The organism is Alkalibacillus filiformis (assembly GCF_030814115.1).
In the GTDB taxonomy this organism is placed as follows: domain Bacteria; phylum Bacillota; class Bacilli; order Bacillales; family Alkalibacillaceae; genus Alkalibacillus; species Alkalibacillus filiformis.
The window spans coordinates 65,786-82,148 of sequence record NZ_JAUSUP010000007.1 but is presented as its reverse complement, the minus strand read 5'-3'; the positions used below and the strand labels follow the sequence as shown (position 1 = coordinate 82,148).

Annotated in this window: 17 protein-coding genes and 1 riboswitch; of the genes, 7 read left to right on the top strand and 10 right to left on the bottom strand. The window is 37.8% G+C overall.

Annotated elements, in window-relative coordinates; genetic code table 11:
- The first annotated feature begins 28 nt into the window (after positions 1–28).
- A complete protein-coding gene (locus J2R98_RS10920; protein WP_370871986.1) occupies positions 29–352 on the top strand; it encodes a group II intron maturase-specific domain-containing protein in 324 nt (107 codons plus the stop codon).
- 80 nt (positions 353–432) lie between these two features.
- Here the strand turns inward: J2R98_RS10920 and J2R98_RS10915 are convergent, their stop codons facing one another.
- Entirely contained in the window at positions 433–1,485 is a 1,053-nt protein-coding gene (locus tag J2R98_RS10915) for an acyltransferase family protein (RefSeq protein WP_307068907.1), read from the bottom strand.
- Positions 1,486–1,819: 334 nt separating this feature from the next.
- Here J2R98_RS10915 and J2R98_RS10910 point away from each other — a divergent pair, with 334 nt between their 5' ends.
- Complete coding sequence (locus tag J2R98_RS10910; protein WP_307068905.1) at positions 1,820–1,975, top strand: LytR family transcriptional regulator; 156 nt, start codon at positions 1,820–1,822, stop codon at positions 1,973–1,975.
- A 463-nt stretch (positions 1,976–2,438) separates the two neighbouring features.
- Here the strand turns inward: J2R98_RS10910 and J2R98_RS10905 are convergent, their stop codons facing one another.
- The 8 genes from J2R98_RS10905 to J2R98_RS10870 form a co-directional block, all read right to left on the bottom strand.
- A complete protein-coding gene (locus J2R98_RS10905) occupies positions 2,439–3,206 on the bottom strand; it encodes a tyrosine-protein phosphatase (protein ID WP_307068903.1) in 768 nt (255 codons plus the stop codon).
- A 141-nt stretch (positions 3,207–3,347) separates the two neighbouring features.
- On the bottom strand, positions 3,348–4,040 hold the full coding sequence (locus J2R98_RS10900) for a CpsD/CapB family tyrosine-protein kinase (RefSeq protein WP_307068901.1): 693 nt from the start codon (positions 4,038–4,040) through the stop codon (positions 3,348–3,350).
- A complete protein-coding gene (locus J2R98_RS10895; RefSeq protein WP_307068899.1) occupies positions 4,030–4,767 on the bottom strand; it encodes a YveK family protein in 738 nt (245 codons plus the stop codon). Before J2R98_RS10895 ends, J2R98_RS10900 begins: the two co-directional genes overlap by 11 nt.
- A gap of 646 nt (positions 4,768–5,413) precedes the next feature.
- On the bottom strand, positions 5,414–5,635 hold the full coding sequence (locus tag J2R98_RS10890; RefSeq protein WP_307068896.1) for a hypothetical protein: 222 nt from the start codon (positions 5,633–5,635) through the stop codon (positions 5,414–5,416).
- The gene (locus tag J2R98_RS10885) at positions 5,635–6,015 is read right to left on the bottom strand and encodes a response regulator (RefSeq protein ID WP_307068894.1); all 381 of its coding nucleotides are present in this window, start codon (positions 6,013–6,015) and stop codon (positions 5,635–5,637) included. The genes J2R98_RS10890 and J2R98_RS10885 overlap by 1 nt, the downstream gene beginning before the upstream one ends.
- Positions 6,016–6,150: 135 nt before the next feature.
- A riboswitch (cyclic di-GMP riboswitch) is annotated at positions 6,151–6,233 on the bottom strand.
- Positions 6,234–6,708: 475 nt separating this feature from the next.
- Positions 6,709–7,434: a CpsD/CapB family tyrosine-protein kinase gene (locus J2R98_RS10880; protein WP_370871985.1), complete on the bottom strand. Its 726-nt coding sequence runs from the start codon at positions 7,432–7,434 to the stop codon at positions 6,709–6,711.
- A gap of 90 nt (positions 7,435–7,524) precedes the next feature.
- Positions 7,525–7,989, bottom strand: a complete 465-nt coding sequence (locus J2R98_RS10875) for an MORN repeat-containing protein (RefSeq protein WP_307068892.1) — start codon at positions 7,987–7,989, stop codon at positions 7,525–7,527.
- Positions 7,979–8,434 (bottom strand): hypothetical protein, encoded by a 456-nt coding sequence (locus tag J2R98_RS10870; RefSeq protein WP_307068891.1) that lies wholly within the window; start codon positions 8,432–8,434, stop codon positions 7,979–7,981. Before J2R98_RS10870 ends, J2R98_RS10875 begins: the two co-directional genes overlap by 11 nt.
- Positions 8,435–8,650: 216 nt before the next feature.
- Between J2R98_RS10870 and J2R98_RS10865 the strand changes: the two genes are divergently transcribed.
- Positions 8,651–11,503 (top strand): InlB B-repeat-containing protein, encoded by a 2,853-nt coding sequence (locus J2R98_RS10865; protein ID WP_307068890.1) that lies wholly within the window; start codon positions 8,651–8,653, stop codon positions 11,501–11,503.
- 38 nt (positions 11,504–11,541) lie between these two features.
- Here J2R98_RS10865 and srtD read toward each other — a convergent pair whose 3' ends face one another.
- Positions 11,542–12,144 (bottom strand): class D sortase, LPxTATN-specific, encoded by a 603-nt coding sequence (srtD, locus tag J2R98_RS10860; RefSeq protein WP_307068889.1) that lies wholly within the window; start codon positions 12,142–12,144, stop codon positions 11,542–11,544.
- A 433-nt stretch (positions 12,145–12,577) separates the two neighbouring features.
- Here srtD and J2R98_RS10855 point away from each other — a divergent pair, with 433 nt between their 5' ends.
- From J2R98_RS10855 to J2R98_RS10840, 4 genes are read left to right on the top strand one after another with little or no spacing between them, the layout of a single operon-like run.
- A complete protein-coding gene (locus J2R98_RS10855) occupies positions 12,578–13,558 on the top strand; it encodes a LacI family DNA-binding transcriptional regulator (protein ID WP_307068888.1) in 981 nt (326 codons plus the stop codon).
- Between the two features lie 19 nt (positions 13,559–13,577).
- Positions 13,578–14,474, top strand: a complete 897-nt coding sequence (gene rbsK / locus J2R98_RS10850; protein ID WP_307068887.1) for a ribokinase — start codon at positions 13,578–13,580, stop codon at positions 14,472–14,474.
- 2 nt (positions 14,475–14,476) lie between these two features.
- Positions 14,477–14,869 carry a D-ribose pyranase gene (gene rbsD, locus J2R98_RS10845; protein WP_307068884.1) on the top strand — a complete coding sequence of 131 codons (393 nt, stop codon included), beginning with the start codon at positions 14,477–14,479 and terminating at the stop codon, positions 14,867–14,869.
- Positions 14,869–16,362, top strand: coding sequence for a sugar ABC transporter ATP-binding protein (locus J2R98_RS10840; RefSeq protein WP_307068882.1), 1,494 nt, complete (start codon positions 14,869–14,871; stop codon positions 16,360–16,362). Before rbsD ends, J2R98_RS10840 begins: the two co-directional genes overlap by 1 nt.
- The last annotated feature ends 1 nt before the right edge of the window (position 16,363 follow it).

The window sequence follows — 16,363 nt, the reverse complement described above, 5'->3', positions numbered from 1 at the left end:
TTGGAGTGTAGATACGAAGTATCAAGTGATGCGGATTAACCAACTCATAAGAGGCTGGGTTAATTACTTTAGGATAGGTTATATGAAAAGCCTACAGGAACGAATTGACTCTCATACGAGAAATCGTCTAAGAGCGTGCATATGGACGAAGTGGAAAACACCTAAGAATCGGAGAAAGAATTTAATCAAACTAGGCATGAGTAGATATAATGCCTACAGGAACAGTAATACAAGTAAAGGTGCGGTTCGCACCGCTTATTCTTGGATTCTTACAACCACTATAACCAATAAGAGATTAGCCCAATTCGGACTAATCTCTTCTGCACAACATTATAAGAAAGTACGTGCTTAATATAAAATTGAACCGCCGTATACGGAACCGTACGTACGGTGGTGTGAGAGGTCGGAGGTTAATCACCTCCTCCTACTCGATTATTTGAATTGGTATTTAATTTTACTTTCTATTAATCGCTTTACTTTTCTTAATGGGAACAAAATATAATCGACAATCTTTCCTTCTATGAAAGGTTTTGTAAGCCATACAACAGGTTTAGAGCCGAGAATTAAAGCAAGGATAAATGAAAATAGAAGGATTGCAAAGTAATGCCATAACTCATTTACCCAATCATCTAGATAAAACTCATACAGCGTTCTTATCACTGCTGCGTGTAATATATAGATATATGCTGTTCGTATACCGAGATGTGTAAAGAATGTCTTATTCTTCGGTACAAATGTTAAGAAGGCGAAACCAATAATTAGAGATAAAGCATAAATTAATAATCTACCTAGGCCAATATCCCACCTGATATACCCCATTTCTTCATACGGTGTACGACCTTGAATCCACGTTAATGCCTCGCCAGGTGTAAAGAAGTAACCTAATGCAAACCATACAACTACAAACCCAATCAAGCCGTAAATCTTTGCAGAAGGTACTTTGAAGAATTCAAAGTGCTCCTTACGCATATAGAAACCGATTAAGAAAAACGGAAAGAACACAAACGTTCTATGGATTGATAGGTAGTGACCTGCTCCATCACTATATCCAATTAAAACACCGATTACGACTGCAATAAGCAACGGATACTTAATGCGTGTAAAAACAAATAATAGCAAATTCCAAATAAACAAACTTAATAAGAACCACAATGTATACTGGGGACGTAGAAAATCTATATTTAAAGTGGAATAATCAAATAACCAGTAATAATAAGCACCAACTGCAAACTGGAAAACTAAATAAGGAATTAATATTTTTTTCGTTATCTTTTCAATATAACCAGGCTTCATAAAACCTTTAGATAAAAAACCAGTTAAAATGATCAGTGCTGGCATTCTGAATAAACCAAGTATATTATTCAAATCGTAAATTATTTGATAATCATTTCTTATTGGACTGAAGAAATGACCTGCAACGACTAAAGCTACTAATATAAACCTTGCGTTATCTATAAAGGGATCGCGTGTTTTTTCGTGCTTCATTTTCTCCCTCCCTTTCTGATAAATAGCCAATGTTTTTATTATATGTAAAGCTAGAAGAATAAATGGTTTACTACTTTTAACAAAACATTGAACTATTAGTCAGGATATAAATAGTGTCCGGTTATAGTAGTACGTATATCAAAATTTACTTTTGACTATTTTAAATTAAGTTCTAGGATTAGTGTTTACGATTTGAGAGGAAATAGTACAATTGTAAGTAAGTTGGTTTATATTAAAGACTTTTTTAGTAACAAGGGTACTTGTAAATCTTTATAAGTCATTAGGCTTTAAGTCAGAGTTGCTACTACATAACGATCAAGAGGGGAACATCGGTGTGAAACACTTTAAGGATCTACCTAAGTCAGTTAAGAAAACGATTCGCTATATTCATCAAGATATAGAAACGAAAGAACAGTTAGAATCTGTGGAAAAGCAGTTAAAGAAGGTTATTGAAAAGAAAAGAGAAGAGTTAGATAAAGACGAGAAGTAATGAAAAGTCCAGCTCGGAGGGGATCCCTCAGCTGGACTTTTTGCTTTTAGGGCGTGGTTGGATGAACTTGTTTATCAGCGCTCGCCTCAATAATTAAGCGAAATTCCTAATAATCAAGCGAAATTTTCAATAATTAGGCGAACTCGTTAATAATCGGGCGAAAATCAAATTTTTCAGGCGAACTCCATTCATAATCAGGCGAACGCACCAGCGCGCAGTTAAGCTACTTGGTGTGGTGCTCGCCCTTGTTACTGGAACAAACTGGATTATTAGCGAAAATCTCGATAATTCAGCGAAAAAATATTTTTTCCGGCGAAACTCACTCAGAATCCGGCGAAAAACTCAATATATCGGCGAACGCCGATAATCGACAAAATTCGTTTACATTGTGGACGCGCAGCACCCGAGCGCAACAACCAAAAAACGCCCTCTGCAGCTCCAAACCGCAGAGGACGTTTCTTAATTAAAAAATCCCTAATAATTTCTTCTTCTTAACTTCCATCGGTGGATCACCAATGACTAATTCGTTTTGAACGACGGACTCGGCATTTTCTTTGAGTAGTTCAACAACGAAGTCGCCGTAGCGTTTTCCGATGATGTCGTAAGCTTCTTCCATGTAAAAGCCGCGTGTTGTCGTATTGTGGGCATCTGATGCAATAAAATGTACCAAATTCGCCTCAATGAGTTGAAAGCAAATGCTTTGGATCTTCTTACCGAACTTACCAACAACACTTGAAGCGGTTAGTTGTGTTAATGTACCTCGTTTAACGAACTCGTATAAAATGTTCGGGTGCTTCACAAAGGCGCTGTTACGTTCAGGGTGTACGATTACCGGTTGGTATCCCATACGCTGAATTTCAAACAACTTGTCCTTCGTAAAACGCGGCACTTGTGAAGATGGTAATTCGACTAATACGTACTTCGTCTCGTCACCTAAAGGCATTGCTGTGCGGTCTTCTAATATCGATTCAATATCACCGTTTATTCGAATTTCTTGACCAGGGAGTACAGTTAAATCAATCCCTCTATTTTCAAACTCCGCGTTCAAGCTTGCGACACGTTCGATGACGTTCTCTCTTTCGTTTTCATATCGTCCATTTAAATGATGGGGTGTTGCATAAATAGTCGTGATGCCTTCCTGACGAGCTTGTTGTGCCATCTCAACGCTATTTTCTACCGTTTGTGCACCGTCGTCAACGTTTGGAAGGATATGACTGTGTAGATCGATCATAAAAATGTCCTCCTGTTGACCATAGTTACTTTTATTATCGACAAAATTCTCATTCATTCTATCGGACAATATAACCAAATTTCTTATAAATACGAAAGTCCCACAGGTCTTTGTGCCCATGAGACTTCTAATTGTTATTAATTATCCATAATAATATAAGTAATTACTATCTTTCGTATCTTTATCGTTTAATACAGCACCGAGTAAATTCGCGTTTGCCTGATCGAGTAACTCTTTGGCGCGTTTGGCAGCGTCTTTTTCTGTTTTTTTACTGCGGACAACGAGCAAAACACCATCTGTTTCATTTGCTAAAATCTGTGGATCGGTAACAGCTAAGACAGGAGGTGTATCGAAAATGACTAAATCATAGTTCTGTTTTGCAATGCCGATTAGTTCACGCATTCTATTAGAAGCAAGCAACTCTGAAGGGTTCGGTGGAATAGGGCCACATGTTAATACGTCTAGATTGTCCACATTCACATCATGAACTAATTGCTCTAACGTATGGTCGCCAACTAGCAAGTTACTTAAACCAAATGTATTACTTATACGGAATGTATAGTGTGAAGTAGGGCGACGCATATCAGCATCGACCAGCATCACTTTCTTCCCTTGTTGAGCAAAAGCAATCGCTAAATTAGCAGCTGTAAGACTTTTACCTTCACTTTGAGTCGTTGATGTTACAACCATCGTTGAAAGTTCATGATCAACTGATGAAAATTGCAAATTCGTCCTAAGTGTACGGTACTGTTCAGAAATTGGCGACTTTGGCTGATCACGAGTGACTAATGTTTTATGCTGTTGTGCTCTTTGTAAAGTTGTTTTACGAGCCAATTTTAACACCCTTTCTTGCTTTGCGTGACTTCCTAGAAGCATTACCTTCTTCTGCATCAATTGTTGAAATAATACCCATCACTGGCATCTCCAATGAATTCTCTAGATCTTCTTCAGTCTTAATCGTATTGTCTAAGTACTCTAGTAAGAATGCTAAACCGACACCAACCATTAAACCTAGTACTATCGCGATTGCTAGATTAAGTGATAAGTTCGGGCTAATCGGTGTAGGGTCTGCATGATGCATCGCTTCAGATAAAACACCGACGTTATCAACGTTCATATAAGAAGGAATTTCATTTTTAAAAATTTCAACCGTTGTATTAGCAATATCAACCGCTTGATCATGATCAGGGCCAGTCACTTGAACATTGACGACTTGAGATTGATCAGCGTTGTTAACACTAATGCGATTAGCTAGCTGACTAGCTGATTGATCTAACCCTAGTTCTTCAACAACTAAATCTAATATGGCAGGGCTTTGAATAATGACATTGTAAGTATTAATTAATTCGACGTTCGTTCTAATTTCATTTGATGTAATTTCCTGCTGTTGTTGATCGGCTTGGTTAACGATAAATTGTGAATTTGCTTCATATTGAGGTGTTATAAAAAAGGTTGTTGCAATGAAGCTCAATGTTAATGCTCCTATTACGATTATGGCAATTAAACTAAGCCGTTTTTTTAAAACCTCCCATAACTCTTGTAATGAGATTGTTTCTTCCATAGCTTTTCCCCCAAGACTACGATTTCAAGTGAATTCTATTAAAAAATTATAACATAATTTAGGTGTAATGGCTTATACTATTTTACATTTCTAATTCAAAAGTCAAGTGTTTTTTGGTGAACAGGTTTAAATCCTGAGTACTTATAGTTTGATTACTATAGAAGATACTAGTGAAAGACTATTACCGTAATGAAAAGTTATAGCGGGCTCTGAAGTATCTTGTTGGAGTAGGGTGTTTTTCATTTTGATAATTTTAAAATTAGTTTTGAAGCAAGACAAGCGGTATGACAGCAGAAGGATTCGCTGTCTTTATGCTATTTCCGATCAACCTCACAGCTTTTTGTGCATGTAAGAGGAGCGCAAGTGAGCGGTGTGTCATTGATACGGCAGGTGCGAGTGTAGAAATAGGAATGTGTATGTTGGCGATGGGTTTTGGTGGAGAAGTTTGGGTAGTTATACACGGGGTGCTTATGGTATTGAAATTGTATAATTGAAATCGTTGGCTAGCTTTAAACAAATATGGTGTCGCTCATCCCAGTCGAATACACAGTTTTTTATCATCTAACCTTAAAACAAGTTGTTTATTAAAAAACATTTTGATTAGAAATACTTGAGAGCAACTCTGTCCAAGAAAGCATATAAGATTTTAAACGATCATACCATTTTTGATTAAACGTGTAATTTTATGAATAGAGATGCCTGTTCCTGAAGAAATATCCATAGCATTGGCCCTAGGATGTGTTCGTAAATAGGTTTTAATCTTTTGAATGGTTTCTTCTTCCTCATTGTAGCAATCACGGCAGAGGTCATAGGTAATATATGTCATTCGACCACAATGCGAACAAATTCCAAAATCTCTCACCAACATTATTCACTCCTCTTTAATTTATTATTTGTAACTAAATTATTTAAGATATCTATTAACCGATCGAAGTGTGGTTTAATAATAAAATCGCAAGCCCCTAATTGTAGGCTTTCTGTTATATTAGATTGCGTCCCCATCGAGGAACACATAACAACAGTAGCAGAATCGTCAATGTTCATAATCTCTTTTAAAGTAGCTAAACCGTCTACATGCGGCATTGTTATATCAAGAACGACTAAATCAGGTTGTAGACGTTTGTATAAATTGATCGCTTGTTTCCCATCCGCTGCTTCTATGATGTCGTAAGAACCATGTTCTAGTAATAAATGTTTTATATGGACTCTCATAAATTTTGAATCGTCGGCTATTAAGATCGTGCTCATAAGCAATTCTCCTATGTGATCGTAATTATTAAACTGTGTATAGTGGAGAAAGTCTAAAACATATAGATTCTATTTAACTCCCTATTGAAATATAAAAAAGGCGAACCCAAATAGGCTCACCTTACGTGCGCTCATTTCGGTAACCGGCTGCCATAGTAGAAAACGTTAGGCCCTTGGCTTTGCGTCCTTATTTTTCAATAAGTTTGCCATGATCGATTGAGTTGTAACAGTTTTAGAAAATTGCGATTTAGTATTTGTATATATTATCGGCTTAAAGAACACTAATGTGAAGATTTTTAATAAAATTTGAGATATAAAACTTAAAAAACAGGTTTGGATGAGATTGAGTGGTGAGAAGTGAGGTAAAGTCACATGAAAATAGTACGACCAAATTGTCGAAAAAAGTCAAAAACTTCTTTGTGTATAATCATGGAAAATGTTGATTTTTGTTACCTATTTTGCTAATATATACTTAGTATAATTGGTATAGGGACTTAGGCTTAGACTTAAGCTTTACCAATGTACACTGGGGTGAAAGTCATTACAGGGGCTTATTTTACGAAGAATCGGTCACATCCAAAAGAGGTGTGGCCGATTTTTCTATTTTGATAGCTTTAAAATGAGCTGTGAAGCTAGACTGAAAGATACGAGAAGTGTGACTGCAGTCGTGAGAGGTGTTTTTTATACGCTTGTCTATCCATAATTGTAATAATAGTAGTCTTTATTTTTATGGTTATAGTCATTTAATACTGCGCCTAGAATATTGGCATCAGCCTGTTTAAGAAGCTCTTTCGCGCGGGTGGCTGATTTTTTGTCAGTGACTTTACTGCGAACGACGAATAAGACACCGTCTACGCGGTTGGCTAAAATTTGTGGATCTGTAACAGCAAGTACAGGTGGTGTGTCAAAGATGATTAAGTCGTAACTCGCTTTTGCTTTTTCCATTAGCTCAGTCATCGCCTGAGAACCTAGTAGTTCTGACGGGTTTGGCGGAATCGGCCCGCATGTCAAAATATCGAGGTTGCTCGTTTTCACATCGCGAACGACTTGAACGACGTCGTAATCCCCGACTAGTAAATTGCTTAAGCCGAGCCGATTGTCGATGCGTAAGTTGTGATGGATACTTGGATTGCGAAGATCAGAATCGACTAAAAGTACTTGCTTTCCTTGCTGGGCAAACACTGTTGCTAAATTGATGGCTGTGACACTTTTTCCTTCACCTTTGTTCGTTGATGTAACAGCGATCGTTTGTAGGTCGACTTCGTTTGGCGCAAATTGTAAGTTCGTTCTTAGTGTACGGAATTGTTCTGAGATAACCGATTTAGGATGATTGCGTGTGAATAATGAACGTAAATGATTAGAACGATGTTGTTGTTTTTGCTCACGGAATTTAGCCCGTGCAGATTTTTTAAACAAAATGTTCACCCTCTCATGACATATCCAAAACTAGTACTAAAATAACACGAAACTTCCAATTAATTTGTCAAAATATGTGTGGTAGGAATTTTTTTAATTAATTGTCATGTGAATCGATCCGTGAAGGCGAGGAGTGCCATCTAGTAAATATTCAACTCCATCTTTGAAAGTAGCTGATTTTCCTGTTTGGAATGTGCCGTTGTAATTGAGCGAGCCGTCTTCGTAATAGAGGCGACCTTTTACATAGTTTCGTGCGCCGTAGAAGAAGCGGGGAGTTTTGGAAAAGATACCGATAAATTTGATGTTGCCATTTTTGTAGTATTCAATTCCTTTCCCGGCATATTGAAGCTCTTCTGTTTCCCCTTCATAGCGAAGGGTTCCGTCTGGTAAGTAGTATTTGCCATAACCTTTTGGCTGTCCATCGACAAACTGACCTTCATACCAGACGTTCCCATTTTCCCAGTAGGCAATCCCACGGCCGTGCGGAGTGCCGTGATTCGACTGACCTTCATATTTAAGGCTTCCATCTTCATAATAGATGAGTGCTTTATTCTTCATTGGCTAAACGCTCCTCTTTTATCTGTCGCCTTCTTGTTAGCTCTTTGCTATTTGGTTCCCACGTTCGGATTGTGGCGATCATCGCTTCGAACTGCTGCGTGTAATCGTAAATCTCTTGAGAGAAAAGACCGTCCGAACCTTCTAGGCCGATATAATCGATATATTCCTCAAGCAGCTCGTTGATATTTTCGATTAAATCAACCTTTCTCGGCGCGCCAAACACCCACTCTCCATATAATTGATCCTCTAAATCGTTCGCCCATCGAATGTAGTCAAGCCGAATCATTTCATAATCATCGATGTAAGGGTGGTTTAGATCATCCATTGGGTGACCGACCTTTTTACCGTATGTCTCATAACAATCATTCGAACAGAACAGCACCCCCTCAGCATTAACCCGTCTTTCTACTCGTGGTTTCTTCCTGCAAACTTTACAACGTTTCATAGAAATCCTCCTTTACTTAGCGTTACTTGCAGCATACATCGGGTGATGAGGATTTTCTACGGTAAGAGAAGAAGGGAGATGGTAATTTATGCTGATAATAGTGTAAAAAATTGTTATTTGTTGTCAAATTTTTAAGAATATTATACAATAATACTAGTTTTTTTGATGAAAGGATAAACCTTTGTTCTTATTTTGAAATTATTATAGGGGGATTTTATGCTTAATTTTAGAAGTTTCTTTTTAGTTATGTTGACGATTACTTTGATGGTTTTCTTTACTTCTACAACAATAGTTGGGGAAAAAGAAGAGCTATCGGAGATTGAAGTGAATTTTAATAATGACCAAGGAACAGTTAAAGCGTTGAACTTTAACTTCACGACAGATTATTCAGAGCATTTATATGGTGATTATTTTACGGGTGAAGAGATTGTCTTAGAAGCTACTGATTATGGAGACTATGAATTTGTTGAATGGGTTCGGCATACTGATGCTGGAACTGAGCAACTCGGCACTGATTTACAATTGGAATTAACGCTTGAGGATTCATATTATGATATTGAACCTATTTTTGAGTATGTCGATCCAGATTATATACCTGAAGATGCTATTGAAATTAGAGCATACGACGGCCATCTTATAACTGATAATGAGCAGATTGGTACAGCTTATTACAAAAATGAAGAAGAAAATATCTTTTCTGTTGAGCCTGTTATAGGTTATAAGTTTATTGGATGGACAGATGCTAATGGGGATACGGTTAGTGAATCAAAAGAGATTGATGTGGATGAAATAGAATATGAAGAACGCTTGTCTGCACGTTTTAAACAAGTCGACGAAAATGTAAGTGATATATATGATAGGGATAATAACCCAGTATTTATGAATGGCGTAGGATTTTTTGAAACTATCCAAGAGGCTGTTGATAATGCACGATATGGGAGTGAAATTATCATAGCAGAGGGTACTTATGAAGAGACGATTTCAATTGACCAGGAAGGGATTGAAATTAAGTCAGTACCAGGTGAGGACGTTATTTTGGATGGAACAAACATGGAACATGGGACACCAGCTATCACAATCGAAAATGAAGGTGAAATTGATCTAAGGATACAAGGTTTAACATTATTAAATTTCACTGAGGGAGTCCGTGCTTCAGAGGGACAAAGAACTGATCATGTTTCTTTGTCAGTCATGAATTATAAGTTAGATGAAGATTTTCAAGGTGAGTTTAATACCTTTATCGACTTAACTGGTAATCATTTAAGCTTGGTTTCAAGTGACTATGATGGTCTTTCAAAGGATTTAGATCATCAGGCTATATCAGTTGTATCAGATCGAGTTAGAGTTAGTTCGAACTCATTTATTAATTTTGATACAACGGTTCAGATTGATCCTTTAGGTGAAATTCCAACTGACGTAGGAGTTCTTTTTAACGACTTTGAGAATAGTAACTTAGGTGTCGATTTGAATATTGATAATCCAAATTCACATAACAACCTTGGGGCAGTGAATCATAACAATTTCATTGGTTTAGACACAGCTATGCAAGTTATGACTGCTAATCCTACTAGTTTCACTGTATGGTTTAATGAGTTTATTAATAACGGTAATGCTTTTTTACTTAATGAAGTTTATGAAAGCGTAAGAGGGATAAATCATAGTATTACAATTAATCAATTTGTCGATAATGATGTTGCGATCAATTATGATGGTGAAGAAGAGATTTATGCTGAGATTAATTATTGGGGAAGCGCTGATGGACCAGTTTATGAAGGAAGCAACAGCATTTCTTCAAACATTGAAGTAGAGAGGTATTACTTAAATTCGGACTTCACTGAGAGTAATGCGATTGAAACACGTTTTGAAACTGAAAATGGCAGGGTCTTTGTAGAAGATGACTATGAGTTTAGTGAACTTTCATATAGTGGAGTTAATTATTTCAATTTATATACTTATGAAGAAAAAAGTATTACTTTCACAGCTATACCAGATGAAGGGTATACTTTCGTCGGGTGGAAAGATGAAGATGGTGAACTGATTGATGGAGGAGATGAGCAAGAGATTACGCTTGATGCTGATCAAGACGCGGATTATTTTGTAGTTTTTGAGGAGATCGAGGAACAACTGCTAGATTCACCTGCTGAAGAAAAGGTAGAAGAAGCAATTGAAAGTGGTGTATTAAATCTTGATTTCTCTGAAGATGAGAACCTATCACAAGCGGTTAGTGTTACGCAACAATTTGGTCGTGAAGTGATCGATCGATTATCTGAATCAAACGCTATGATTGATATAGGGCGTGAAGATATTGGCATGTCTATTCCATCACAAGTCTTTGATGGTGATGGAGAAGGAGAATCAGTGAGTGCTAATTTTACTAAAGTAGAAAGTGAAGTACCTAATAGGGATGAAGCAGCTTCTGAAATTTACTCATTTGAATTAACAGGTAGAGATGGTGAGCCTATTTCAGAGTTTGAGAATACTCCTATTACATTACGTTATCAAGTGAAAGATTCTTTTGATGGTAATCATGATGATTTGAGGGTTATGTATTATGATCCGGAGTTAGAAGATTGGACTTTAATTGGTGGCGAGTACAAAGACGGTTACGTTGAAGCGGAAGTCAGACACTTTAGTACATTTGGAGTCTTTGAATACGCTGAAGCAGCTGAAGATGACGATTCATCTAATGACGAAGCGACTGAAGAAGAACAGCAATCTTCAGAAGGAAATGGAACTGAGGAAGGTTCTCAGGAAGAAGATGAAGAGTCTTCAGAGCAATCAGGAACAGAAGAAGAAGCGACAAGTGAAGAAGGACAAGAATCTTCAGGCGAAACAGGAACTGAAGAAGAATCTAGTGAAGATGAACAATATACTTCAGAAGAGACTAGTTCTACAGAAGAAGAGCAAGAGGAATCTACAGAAGAAGAAGCTAGTGACGAAGAGGAAGAAGAACAATTAGTCCAGACATCAAACGGAACTTTCCTTTATGGATTAATTGGTGCTGGCTTATTATTAGTAGGAATTGGTCTACTATATTACAACAGAAGAAGAAACGCATTAGCTGCATAATGAAAAAGTCGTCGGGAATTGGTCCCCGACGACTTTTGTTATTCTACTGGATTAGCGTATACGAAATATCGTTCATCAGGTGTTGTAAGAGAAAAGAACGGATAACAAGTCATTAACACTAAAGTTTCTTCACCCATTGAGCCGATTCGATCCGTTTCTGTTTCATGACCTACTTCGTAAAAGTCTATTTCATATTCATATGTACCATAAGGGACATTTATAATGATTCGATCGCCTTCTACTAAATCCCCAATATCTAGAAAAGCTGAATCGTTGTGTCCAGTTAAAAATATTTGATCACCATCACTGGGTAGCCAAGTTCTCGGATCATGGCCAACCCCGTGCTTCAAATGTTCTAATTCTGAACCTTCAATGATAGGTAATTCTAAGTCAATCGCTGGTATTTCAATGGTAGCAAACACTTCTCCAACAGTAAGCTCAAATTCACCTCTAGTTGTAGTATATATTCTAGAAGACTTATCTGCTTGATTAGTTGTTGCTTCAACGTGTTGAGATATGAACTGTTCAGCCTCTTCCAATTGATATTGACTTCCGTTGTAAAAATCGTACAATAGCCAGCCCGTGTAACTAATTACTAATATACCGATACAGATTATTAAATATCCTAGCTTTTTAAGCATGTAATTAAAACCCCTCAACTTTATATATCTAGTTATAATATAACATTTTCAAAGAAAAATGTGGAATGGGGTTTGGGGCTAATTAGTACTGCGTGTGGAAGCGTAAAGGTGTTGTGGACTCGGTTCTTCATTTTAAGTAATCTGAAACTTACTGAAAATATTCCTATCTATTATTGAAGGACTTTTGAAGGGAGATCCTGTATTATTAGCAAAATTTTAAATAAACCAGCGAAAAAATCATTATTCCGGTTAACCCGCGTGGCTCTGTTCGTCGTGCAATAATTTATTTTCAATTTTTTTTTATAACTCTTTACAAATTGTTTGTTAAAGTACTAAAATAATGTGTAACGGGTTACACATAAGTAACTCTTTTATTACAAACAACATGTAAACGGTTACACATAAGAATAGATTTATGACTAGGTGGTCTAATATGGCGACAATTAAAGATGTAGCACAATACGCAAAAGTCTCGGTTGCAACAGTTTCACGCGTGATTAATCAAAATGGTTATGTCAATGAAGATACGCGTAAAAAGGTTGAAGTTGCAGTGGAATCGCTGAATTACAAGCCGAATTCGGTTGCTCGAAGCCTTTTTAAAAAGCAGTCTAAAACGATTGGTATTATTGTTCCTGATATTACGAACCCATACTTCCCAGAGCTTGTGCGGGGTGTAGAGGATTATTTAATTCAAAAGGGGTTTACAACGATTCTTTGCAATAGTGATGAGGATCCGGAGAAAGAAAGACTGTACCTTGACGTGATGAAACAAAAATATGTCGATGGTGCGATTATCGTATCTAACACCATTGAACGCGAGTTAATTGATGGGTATGACATGCCAGTTGTCGCACTTGACCGTTCGATTCATCATGATATTCCAACTTTTGCGATTGATAACCGTGATGGTGGGCGTATAGCGGCAGAACATTTACTTGAAGTAGGTTGCACGCGAATTGGCCATATAAAGGGACCTGATAAAGTAGAGAACGCAGACAACCGTTATTTAGGTTATTTGGATGTCGTAATGCATAAAGATTGGTTTCATAGTGGCTACGTTGTTGAAGGGAATTTTGATCAGAAACAAGCGGTAGAAGTGACGAAAGAGTTGCTGCAAAACGATCGAGAAATAGATGGGATCTTCGCAGGGAACGATACAATGGCACTTGGAGCATTAAAAGCAGCCGAATCACTTAACTTAAATGTACCTGAAGATATAGCGATTATCGGTTTTGATGGTATTGATTTAACTGAGATGACAAAACCAGAATTATCAACTTTATCACAGCCGATTTACCAAATGAGTCGTGAAGCAGCTGAAGCTTTAGTCGCTTTGATTGAAGGGGAATTGGTTCAAGAGAAAGAAAATATTTTTCCTACTACATTAATTAAGCGTCAATCAACTAAACGATAGATTAAAAGGAGAATGCTAAGTGGCAGCAAAAGTGACTGTAATTGGTAGTATTAATATGGACCTCATAGCAGAAGCGGAGCGTTTTCCAAGAAAGGGCGAGACGTTACTTGGGGGAGATTTTCACACGATCCCAGGTGGTAAAGGAGCGAACCAAGCGGTAGCAGCAGCTAAGCTTGGAGCAGAAGTGACGATGGTTGGTTGTGTTGGAGACGACACTTTTGGCCAACCGTTAATCGCTCACTTGAAAGAGCAAGGTATTTTTAACGTCAATGTGGAACCGGTTACACATTTTCCGACAGGTGTTGCACAAATCACTGTGGCGGAACAGGATAACACGATTATTGTTGTACCGGGAGCCAATAACCAAGTTACACCAGAAGTCGTTAGACAAAATGAAAAGGCGATTCAAGAGAGTGATATTTTATTACTGCAATTTGAAATTCCTCTAGAAAGTGTGGAAGAGGCGGTGAATTTAGCGAACAAACATAACACAACCGTCGTGTTGAATCCAGCACCCATGCAGTCTGTTAGCCTAGGTTTACTAGAGAAGGTAGATTTTCTAACTCCGAATGAACACGAACTTACAGAGTTGCTTGATACAGAAGAAAAGAAACAGTTCTACGAGCAGCATCGTGGTAAATTTTTCGTCACACAAGGTTCTAATGGTGTTCAGTTTGTTGAAGGTGATCAAGAGACGTTAGTCCCAAGTTACAAGGTTGAGGTTAAAGATACGACGGGTGCAGGTGACACATTTAATGGTGGTTTTAGTGTTGCGCTTGCAGAAGGTAAATCCTTTAGTGAGGCGTGTCGCTTCGGCAATGCAGCTGCGGCACTATCAGTCAGTCAGTTTGGTGCACAAACCGGAATGCCAAATCGAGAAGATGTTTTGAGATTACTAGATAAAGAGAGTGATTGATTGTGAAGAAACAAGGGATTTTAAACAGCGAGATTGCTTCTGTCTTAGCCAAATTAGGTCACACAGACACGATTGTTATAGCTGATTGTGGTCTACCAATCCCTGATGATGTAAAGCGGATCGATTTAGCTTTAACGAAGGGGACACCAAGTTTTATAGAAACATTAGAGGTTATATTAGCGGATATGGAAGTTGAACATGCAACATTAGCGTCAGAAATCAAGACAAATAATGGACAAGTCTTAACAGAGGTTAAAGAGCTCTATCAAGGTGAGAAAGATTTCGTCTCGCATGAAGAGTTTAAAAAAATAACGAAGAATGCAAAAGTCGTGATCCGAACAGGTGAGACGACACCATTTGCGAATATCATTCTTCGTTCTGGGGTGATTTTCTAATGTCACATCAAACATTAATTGAAATGAAAGGCATCTCGAAGTCGTTTGTCGGTAACAAAGTGCTAAATGAAGTCGACTTTGAAGTGCGTGCCGGTGAAGTTCATGCGTTGTTAGGTGAGAATGGTGCTGGTAAATCGACTTTAATGAAAATCTTAACTGGGATATACTCGCGTGATGAAGGTGAGGTTTTTGTTAAAGGTGAGCCGGTTCATTTTCAAAGCACGAAGGAATCAGAAGAATCGGGTATTGCAGTTATTCACCAAGAACTAAACATTATTCCGTATTTAACCGTTATGGAAAATATGTTCTTAGGTCGTGAAATTAAGTATGGCAAGACGGGATTTTTAAACACGAAGAAGATGATCCAATTAACGAAGGATTATTTAGGACAACTTGGCGTTGAAATCGACCCGCTTGTGACAGCAGGGAACTTATCTGTTGGTCAGCAACAAATGGTTGAGATTGCGAAAGCATTATCAGTAAATGCTGAACTAATTGTCATGGATGAGCCAACTGCAGCACTAACAGATCGTGAAATTGAACGACTGTTTGAGGTCATTGAGAAGTTGCGTGAACAAGGTGTAGGCATCGTCTATATTTCACACCGAATGGAAGAGATTTTTAAGATTTGTAACCGCGTTTCCGTTTTACGTGATGGTGAATATATCGGGACGCGTGTCATTGGTGAAGTAGAATATGATGAATTGATTAGCATGCTTGTAGGGCGTGAGTTAGGAACACTTTTCCCTGAACGAAATGTTGAAATTGGCGATGTGAGGCTTCAAGTTGAAGGGTTAACATCTGATGTATTTCGCGATATCAATTTCGAAGTTAGACAAGGCGAAATTTTAGGTGTAGCTGGTTTAATGGGAGCTGGACGCTCTGAGATTATGCAAGCATTATTTGGTTACCGTGAGATTGAAAGCGGAAACATTTATATTGATGGAAAGCAAGTGAAGATTAAAAAGCCGCTCGATGCGATTAAGTCTGGAATTGGTTTTGTGACAGAGGATCGTAAAGAAGAAGGACTCGTCTTGTCGATGTCCGTGCGTGAGAATTTTACTCTGCCGAACTTAAATGATATGTCGAATCAAACAGTCATTTCAAACAAGAAAGAAAATGAATTTGTTGAGGGTAAGATTGGACAGTTTAATGTTAAGACATCTGGCATGGAGCAAGAAGTGAAATCTTTAAGTGGCGGTAACCAACAAAAGATTGTCATTGGTAAATGGTTAGGCATTAACCCGAAAATTTTAATCCTTGATGAGCCAACGCGTGGTGTTGATGTTGGTGCGAAGAAGGAAATTTATCAAATTATGAACGAGTTAACGGCTCAAGGGGTGAGTATCATTATGATTTCATCCGAATTGCCAGAGGTACTTGGTATGAGTGATCGAATTTTAGTCATTCATGAAGGGCAAATTGGCGGCGAACTTAACCGTGATGAAGCTGATCAAGAGAAGATTATGTATGCTGCGACAGGAGGGGAGTAAC

What these genes read in the sequence shown, in the direction of transcription:
- J2R98_RS10920 (WP_370871986.1), top strand. Translation starts at nt 29, where the DNA reads ATGCGGATTAACCAACTCATAAGAGGCTGGGTTAATTACTTTAGGATA.
- J2R98_RS10915 (WP_307068907.1), bottom strand. Translation starts at nt 1,485, where the DNA reads ATGAAGCACGAAAAAACACGCGATCCCTTTATAGATAACGCAAGGTTT.
- J2R98_RS10905 (WP_307068903.1), bottom strand. Translation starts at nt 3,206, where the DNA reads ATGATCGATCTACACAGTCATATCCTTCCAAACGTTGACGACGGTGCA.
- J2R98_RS10895 (WP_307068899.1), bottom strand. Translation starts at nt 4,767, where the DNA reads ATGGAAGAAACAATCTCATTACAAGAGTTATGGGAGGTTTTAAAAAAA.
- J2R98_RS10890 (WP_307068896.1), bottom strand. Translation starts at nt 5,635, where the DNA reads ATGTTGGTGAGAGATTTTGGAATTTGTTCGCATTGTGGTCGAATGACA.
- J2R98_RS10885 (WP_307068894.1), bottom strand. Translation starts at nt 6,015, where the DNA reads ATGAGCACGATCTTAATAGCCGACGATTCAAAATTTATGAGAGTCCAT.
- J2R98_RS10875 (WP_307068892.1), bottom strand. Translation starts at nt 7,989, where the DNA reads ATGAAGAATAAAGCACTCATCTATTATGAAGATGGAAGCCTTAAATAT.
- J2R98_RS10870 (WP_307068891.1), bottom strand. Translation starts at nt 8,434, where the DNA reads ATGAAACGTTGTAAAGTTTGCAGGAAGAAACCACGAGTAGAAAGACGG.
- J2R98_RS10865 (WP_307068890.1), top strand. Translation starts at nt 8,651, where the DNA reads ATGCTTAATTTTAGAAGTTTCTTTTTAGTTATGTTGACGATTACTTTG.
- srtD (WP_307068889.1), bottom strand. Translation starts at nt 12,144, where the DNA reads ATGCTTAAAAAGCTAGGATATTTAATAATCTGTATCGGTATATTAGTA.
- J2R98_RS10855 (WP_307068888.1), top strand. Translation starts at nt 12,578, where the DNA reads ATGGCGACAATTAAAGATGTAGCACAATACGCAAAAGTCTCGGTTGCA.
- J2R98_RS10840 (WP_307068882.1), top strand. Translation starts at nt 14,869, where the DNA reads ATGTCACATCAAACATTAATTGAAATGAAAGGCATCTCGAAGTCGTTT.